Source organism: Alkaliphilus pronyensis (assembly GCF_009017275.1).
In the GTDB taxonomy this organism is placed as follows: Bacteria; Bacillota; Clostridia; order Peptostreptococcales; family Natronincolaceae; genus Alkaliphilus_C; species Alkaliphilus_C pronyensis.
In genome coordinates this window covers 1-5793 of the sequence record NZ_WBZC01000085.1, presented here as the reverse complement: position 1 = coordinate 5793, position 5793 = coordinate 1, and the positions used below count along the sequence as shown (strand labels likewise).

General features: G+C 34.6%; 11 protein-coding genes. 5 read left to right on the top strand and 6 right to left on the bottom strand.

What is annotated here, in order from left to right; all coding sequences use genetic code 11:
* The coding region (locus F8154_RS14675; protein WP_151862365.1) for a DJ-1/PfpI family protein at positions 1–483 on the bottom strand (483 nt) is incomplete at its 3' end.
* Between the two features lie 234 nt (positions 484–717).
* Here F8154_RS14675 and F8154_RS14670 point away from each other — a divergent pair.
* Both F8154_RS14670 and F8154_RS15715 read left to right on the top strand, forming a co-directional pair.
* Positions 718–1017, top strand: coding sequence for a hypothetical protein (locus F8154_RS14670; protein WP_192930331.1), 300 nt, complete (start codon positions 718–720; stop codon positions 1015–1017).
* A gap of 130 nt (positions 1018–1147) precedes the next feature.
* A complete protein-coding gene (locus F8154_RS15715; protein ID WP_151862363.1) occupies positions 1148–1300 on the top strand; it encodes a type II toxin-antitoxin system RelE/ParE family toxin in 153 nt (50 codons plus the stop codon).
* Between the two features lie 227 nt (positions 1301–1527).
* Here F8154_RS15715 and F8154_RS14660 read toward each other — a convergent pair whose 3' ends face one another.
* Positions 1528–2058, bottom strand: a complete 531-nt coding sequence (locus F8154_RS14660; RefSeq protein ID WP_151862362.1) for a CDP-alcohol phosphatidyltransferase family protein — start codon at positions 2056–2058, stop codon at positions 1528–1530.
* Positions 2059–2417: 359 nt separating this feature from the next.
* On the opposite strand from F8154_RS14660, the gene F8154_RS14655 reads away from it, so the two are divergent.
* Genes F8154_RS14655 through F8154_RS14650 form a run of 3 tightly spaced genes read left to right on the top strand, consistent with a single transcriptional unit; the run spans position 2418 to position 3035 of the window.
* Entirely contained in the window at positions 2418–2717 is a 300-nt protein-coding gene (locus F8154_RS14655; RefSeq protein ID WP_279237222.1) for a type II toxin-antitoxin system RelE/ParE family toxin, read from the top strand.
* The gene (locus F8154_RS15710) at positions 2666–2776 is read left to right on the top strand and encodes a hypothetical protein (RefSeq protein ID WP_279237221.1); all 111 of its coding nucleotides are present in this window, start codon (positions 2666–2668) and stop codon (positions 2774–2776) included. Before F8154_RS14655 ends, F8154_RS15710 begins: the two co-directional genes overlap by 52 nt.
* Positions 2766–3035, top strand: coding sequence for a helix-turn-helix transcriptional regulator (locus F8154_RS14650; RefSeq protein ID WP_151862361.1), 270 nt, complete (start codon positions 2766–2768; stop codon positions 3033–3035). Before F8154_RS15710 ends, F8154_RS14650 begins: the two co-directional genes overlap by 11 nt.
* A gap of 233 nt (positions 3036–3268) precedes the next feature.
* Here the strand turns inward: F8154_RS14650 and F8154_RS14645 are convergent, their stop codons facing one another.
* The 4 genes from F8154_RS14645 to F8154_RS14630 all read right to left on the bottom strand — a co-directional run bounded on the left by F8154_RS14645 (position 3269) and on the right by F8154_RS14630 (position 5628).
* Complete coding sequence (locus F8154_RS14645; protein ID WP_151862360.1) at positions 3269–3883, bottom strand: GNAT family N-acetyltransferase; 615 nt, start codon at positions 3881–3883, stop codon at positions 3269–3271.
* A 339-nt stretch (positions 3884–4222) separates the two neighbouring features.
* On the bottom strand, positions 4223–4702 hold the full coding sequence (locus F8154_RS14640) for an SRPBCC domain-containing protein (RefSeq protein WP_151862359.1): 480 nt from the start codon (positions 4700–4702) through the stop codon (positions 4223–4225).
* A 312-nt stretch (positions 4703–5014) separates the two neighbouring features.
* Positions 5015–5383, bottom strand: a complete 369-nt coding sequence (locus tag F8154_RS14635; protein ID WP_151862358.1) for a YybH family protein — start codon at positions 5381–5383, stop codon at positions 5015–5017.
* A gap of 5 nt (positions 5384–5388) precedes the next feature.
* Positions 5389–5628, bottom strand: a complete 240-nt coding sequence (locus F8154_RS14630; protein ID WP_151862357.1) for a hypothetical protein — start codon at positions 5626–5628, stop codon at positions 5389–5391.
* Positions 5629–5793 lie beyond the last annotated feature (165 nt).

Sequence of the window (5793 nt, the reverse complement as noted above, 5' to 3'; positions counted from 1 at the left end):
TAATTTAATCTTACCATAAACATCTATCACAACAGGTTCATTTACGACATTTACCCCGAATGCTTCCAATTGTTTTTGCCTTCTTTTTCCCATCAAATGATATGTTGTAGCTTTTTTACCTTCTAATATTCCACTTTTGCCAATTGGAAGTGCCCCTACACATATTGAAGCAATTAATTTACCCTTATCTTTGAATTCTCGAACTATATCTAAGAACTTTTCATCAAATGCCTCTTCATAAAAACCATAATCTCCAAAACCTCCAGGTATAGCTAAGGCATCATACTCGTCTACTACGATTTCATCAATTAGCAAATCTACTCTTATTGGTATGCTAAATGTACTCAATATTTCTCTTTTGAAACCACAGGTAATTATTTCAGTATCTATCTGATTATAATGTCTATTCCATCCAAAAACATCTATAAAAGCACTTGCCTCTATTAGTTCCACACCTTTTGCTAGCAACAATAATATCTTCATTTTTCTACCTCCCTAGTATCTTGTAATTCAATTATATAAATTATTACCTCAATCCTCTATTTTCTCAACTATCATAGCACCATTAACTAAGGGATGACATATAACGTCTCGCATTTGCGACGTCTCTGAGCCGGACTCAGTAGATAGACCGTCTTGGCGGAACTTCGTTCCCGGTGAAGGGATGTGGTGGGCTGACCTTTCCCTCAATACGGGCTCCCCGCACCTCCCGTAAACATGCTGTTATGTGATCGTGCACAACACCCAAAAGACAATTTAATCGTTGAACTTGATGATCAAGGTAGATTAGTTCTTGTGAAGAAAGATATATTCTCTGATTTGGAAGAACTAATTAAAAAAGATTTGCTCAACCAAGGTTATACTGAAAAAGATCTCCCAGCAAAATTACCTGAACGAAAAAGAGAATTAGCTAAAGCCCTTTATAAAATGGCTGGTGAATCACAAGAAGAAATCAATAACGGCCTTTACACCACTCTTGATGATATAAAAAATGAACTAATCCATGAGGACTGTTAGTCATGTTTAAAAATATTATACCAAATAGTGTAAAAAGAGACTTGAAAAAATTAGACAAACCAATAGTAAATAGAGTTATAACCTTCCTTGAAAGATTATCTAAAAATCCTTACCAAGGCATTTCTTTGACTTGTGTATTTTTGATTTACTAAAACTTGAATTTCGTCAACAAGGGATACATTATCGCATTGCATATCGTATAGTAAAGGATAAAATTCAAGTTCACGTTCTTCATATAGGAACAAGTGAGAATTTTTACTCAGAGCTAAAACGCAGAATTTAAGCATGTCACATAACGTTTTCGTGTTTACGACGTCCCTGAGCTGGACCCCAAAGATAGAACGTCTTGGAGGAGCTTGTCACCCAGCAAGAAGGTGTGGTGCTGACCTTTCCCAAAATACTTTGCTTCCTGCACCTTTATGCAAATGCATTGTTAAGTGATGCCCCAACCCTACCGCACTTTTTTCTACTAAATGTAAAAACCATTCATCACTTCACTTCTAACTGTACTCATTTTAGAAATATACTTCGTTTATTTAATTCCAATTCATTAGATGTCAACTGAATAATCAACTCTTCGATTGATGATATACTTGCAACAACAGAAATTATATACATTAACACAATTGTATTAATATAGGGAAGCAATGTTACAGATATGAATAAAACTATTCCAGTAACTTTATTTCCATATGTGTGTATAATTGCAAAGGTTCTATATTTTTTTAGTGCTACAACAATTGATGTTACCCTAATAATTGCAATGAAAATAATCCAAATCAAAATTTCATCTGTAAGTTTTACAATAGGATAAAGTATCATTACTAATATCCCTACCATTATTAGGTCAGCTAAAGAGTCAAGCCTTGCACCAAATTTGCTTGTTATTCCTATCCTTCTAGCAATAAATCCATCCATAATATCACTCAATCCACATATAATATATATAGTGTAGAAAGTTACGCTCAATGGTTTAACAAATATCAAAATTAAAGAAAAAATTATTCTAGTGAATGATAAATAATTTGGTATTGTTTTCATTCCCTTACCCCACATAAAGCAAATTATATCTATTCGTATGATTTTCGGTAGCATCTGACAATCCAATTGACCCTACAATCCTGATCCGATATAGGGGTTTCACTTAACGTTTTCGTGTTTACGACACATTCGAGCTGGACCCTAAAGATAGACCGTCTTGGCGGAACTTCGTTCCCGGTGAAGGGATGTGGTGCGCTGACCTTTCCCTTGACACGTGCCTACCAGCACCTCCCGTAAACACTGTGTTAGCTGATCGTAACCAAGTACAACCTCTAAAATAGCCTCTTCTAATTTATTACACCTAATTGCTATTATAACATATACGTGATATAATATTCTCATAAACAGGGGTGATTAATTTGTATGAAGTTGAATATTATTCTGAAAAAGGCGAATATCCAGTCTATAATTTTATATCGACTCTATCCCCAAAAGAACAAGCCAAAATACTTAGAGAGATAGATTTGCTATCTGAATTTGGTTTAGCTCTCGGTATGCCCCACACTAAAAAAATCCAAGGTATAGATAATTTATGGGAACTAAGAATAAAACATAGCAGTAATGTTTTAGGATTTTCTATTTTCATTTTGCAAAAGGTAAATTTGTTTTGCTTCATGCAATCAGAAAAACTACTGCTAAAACTCCAAAAAGTGATTTAAAAGTTGCTGCTAAAAGAATAGATGCCTACTTGAAAGGAAGTGAAAAAAATGAATCATGAAGAAGTTAAAAAGAAGCTTTTTCAATCCTCACAAGTGAAAAAAGAATATGATGACTTAAAAGTGCTTTATGATATAAAAAAGGAAATTATTCAGTTAAGAATATCTCAAGGGCTAAGCCAAAAAGAATTAGCTGAAATAGTTGGAACTCAACAATCTGCAATATCACGATTAGAAAGTGGCGAATATAATCCAAGTATTGAATTTTTAAGTAAAATTGCACATGCTCTTGGAAAAGAACTTCAAATCAATTTTCACTAATTTACAGTGGCTTAGCTCCACTATTTTTTATTTATAGGTTATGTCAGCTAACGTTTCAGTGTTTACGACGCCATCGAGCTGAACTCAATAGATAGACCGTCTTGGCGGTGCTTGTCACGCAGTGAGAAGGTGTGGTGGTGAACCTGCCTGAAAAACGTGCTTCCAGCACCTTTATGCGAACACTTTGTTATAGGATGTAGTGAAGTCTTTCGCTCCAATAATTATTTGGTAAATTAAACATGTACCAAATTTATTGGCTTATTTTGCTGGTGAAAGTCATTATATTCCTCCCAATTTAACTTGAAGGTTAGTCCATCATATAATTGACCTCTGGCAGTTCTAAATCCATATTCTCTATTACACTCCTCAAAGCCAACTTTTTTAATTAAACCTATGACTCTTTCATTTCCTGACCACGTTTGAGTATACATGTCTTTTACTCCTTGGCTTGATAAGTATTGGATGAACAAATCCCAAGAAGCAGTCGCATACCCTTTACGTCGTAAAGATAAGTCAGGGATATCGATTCCGATAGTACAATGACCATCTTGGTTGGTATATTTAAAATTATCATCAATTTTGTAGGCATTGCACCAACCAATATGTTTTCGACTTTCATCGTTAACACATATTTGAAATTCCCAACGTGTTCTATTTTCATCTTTTTCTTTTGTAAGCCATTCTAATCGTTCCTTACGATAACTGTCCAAATCAAATGACTCTTCATCATTTTCCCAAGGAGCATCCCACAGTTGCCATTCAGTTTCAACGGTTTCCCAATATATTCTATCTTCTATATCAGATTCTATAAAATCTCTTAATATAACTTTATCGTTTTTGATTACCATCTACTTAAAAACCTCCTAGTTAACTAATATAGCTGAATTAATCATTTTGTCCTTTACAATAAGATCCCCAGAGAAAAGCCCCGATATCACTATGTCCTATAACGGTCCAGTGTTTACGACGTTCCTGAGCTTCACAAGATAGCTGGACGCTTAGATAGCTCTTATCTTAGCTTCCATCTATCTGACTTGGTTAGTGAAGGGTATGTGCTTTATGCCGACAGCGTAGATGCATTGTTATCGGATGTATGAGACCCCCGAAGCCATAGTGCGATAGGACGTCACACCCAATAATTGGTTATTCTCAAAAAACAAATCATCGTTCATTTCATTTTAAGCTAATCAACTTTCATCATTTTTCTTAATTTTTTCTTCAACATGTTTCTTGAAAGCAAGGTTCATTTGATGATAACCAATTTCCGTTTTTTTTATCATGCTACCCATTAATAAAACCATCGGACCCCGAAATCTTTCAATTTGCCTAAATCGCGTCTTCCCTTCAGGAAGAGGTTCCAGCAAAAAGGCATGATCGACACGATATACGACCCCGAGAAAACTGCCGCCCCAAAGAATTTCTTCATATTTGTTTACTAAGTAAACTTCTGGTTTAAATATCATCGGTTTCAATCCTGGAGGAACGACCTTGATACGCATATGCTCACCAATTCGAAGATTTCCCTCAACCATTGGAATAAACTCATTCCATAATTCCCAAGATTTAAAGTCTACCAACATTTCCCAAACTATACGTGGTGGTGCTTCAATATCAATACATGTATCTAAAACACGATACAGTCTACTATAAGTTTTATTATTATGCATGTACTTCTCTCCTTAATAATATTATTGGCATTATTATTCAATTATGAACATTTAGATAGCTGTTCTTGCGCTTAAACCATATCTATCGTCGCAGGACGCGGCGAACTTGCCTCATCTGTCGGATAACGTTCCAGTGTTTACGACGCCTTAGAACTGGACCCAAAAGATAGACCGTCATGGCGGAACTTCGTTCCCGGTGAAGGGATGTGGTGCTCTCATTTTTCTCCAAAGACGTGCTAGCTAGCACCTCCCGTAAACACATTGTTAGATGATCGTGCTAGCCCAAGCCTCTGTACTATTAGTTTTGAAAAATTATTTATATATAGTGTTTTGATCATAGATTAATAGCCACATTCCTTCATATTTTCGAAAAATCAAATTTAAAAAATAATTCATCTTAATTATGTTTCCTTTTTCATCACAATCATTATAGTTAATATTGATTAATGCATATGCCATTTCTGAAGCCTCTTCAATATTTATTATTTCATAATTCAAGCTCCAATCATTATCTTCAAACCAACTTCTATGCAACTCTAAAAATTTATCTTTTTCTCTAATAAGAGTTCCATTAGGCATAATTAAAATGATATCTTCAAGTCTAACTGTTGATATAAACTTGTTTAGATTTTTATTCTTCATAGAATCTAGGTGTAGTTCCAGCGTATTTCTAAAATCCATATTTTTTACCTCCGTTTATTAATTTTTTCATTTCCACGTTTAAAATTCCCAGTAATTTTAGCCATAATCAATTGCGACTCTATTTCATCTGCTTTCGCTACTCTAGCTAGAAATTTTTCGCTCTCTTTCCCTTTTAATATCATTACTTGTTTTTCATACCAAAATATAAATACCTTATTATCTTTAAATACTCTATATGAGAAAATTTTTTCTTCAAGTCTATTACGTTTATCTACAATATCCAATTTGTATTATCCTCCTACCAATTATTTCAAAGTTGTTTCTATGAATCTTGTATTAAGGCGGCACATCACAGCATGTCACCTAACGTTTCCGTGTTTACGACGTCCCTGTACCGGACCCAAAAGATAGACCGCCTTGGCGGAAATTCGTTCCCGGTGAAGGGATGT